Here is a 1,019-nt window from a genome sequence, read left to right on the forward strand (position 1 = left end):
ACGGATTACTTTAATTCAAAGCTCTATAAGTCAACTTTTAAGAAGTAATACTATATTGCCTGTGAGTTTAGCCACCGCCTAAGGGCGGTTTTTTTATGGGTAAGAATAATGGATTCTACAGAATACTTTTGGCTTACTCGGAAAAAAGAACCTAAAACTAAACCTAAAAGCTGGCCACTGCCAAAGCCTACACAAAAATATCTAGAGGCAGAAGAAGAATTTACTGAAACTTTAGATAATCTGGAAATTAAATATGAAAAGAAATTTCAGTTTAAGTCTACTAAGCACTGGCGGTTTGACTTTCATTTAATTGAGTATCGAATACTAGTTGAAATTGCGGGTGGTCCATGATCTGGCGGTCGTAAGGGCAAACTTAAAAATAAAGCTTGTAGTCTTGATCGTTACGATGTGGCTGAAGAGATGGGCTACACCGTAGTTCGCATAGAGACAGCTTCAAGATGCCGCATTGATGAGTCTGGACCTTTGCAGTTACGGACTGAATACGCTAGTGAATGGCTAAAAAATTTAAAGAGGCAAATATTTAATGGATCAGATCAGACCATTTCCTCCAACTGATTTTATTGACCAAGCAGATGAAGAGGAAGCAATTCGCATAGTACCTGCGTCTGATTTAAAAAATTGGGTAGTTGCTAATTTTCTTACACTTGGTGGACCTTTACATAATCCAGATCATGACCATATCGCTGAGATGCTTCATGACAATGAGGAGTTTTTGGCTTTTGCATGGGCTTCTACTGCTTATACGAGAGCTAAGCGCATGGTGCTCGGCCAATGTGAAAAGGTTATGTTTCAACAAGGCGGCTGGAAGAAAGCCCGTCAAGAGCAGCAAATGCGTGATTGGTTCGGTTTTGTTCCAATTTACTTAATCACTATCGATGCAAGCTTTTGTGAAAAGGCAAACGATAACGAGTTTTGTGCTTTGTGTTTGAACATGAGCTCTATCACATTGGTGTAGAGCGAGATTCGGACGGTGAGATTATTTACAGCGATCATACTGG

Annotated in this window: 2 pseudogenes; both read left to right on the top strand. The window is 39.6% G+C overall.

The features are described 5' to 3' along the window. The first annotated feature begins 108 nt into the window (after nt 1–108). Nucleotides 109–576, top strand: a pseudogene (locus F968_RS00005) (hypothetical protein). Then, a pseudogene (locus F968_RS00010) lies at nt 545–1,019 on the top strand (putative metallopeptidase); the annotation flags it as partial. The pseudogenes F968_RS00005 and F968_RS00010, both read left to right, overlap by 32 nt.

Origin of the sequence: Acinetobacter sp. NIPH 817 (assembly GCF_000368405.1) — a bacterium.
Classification (GTDB): Bacteria; Pseudomonadota; Gammaproteobacteria; order Pseudomonadales; family Moraxellaceae; genus Acinetobacter.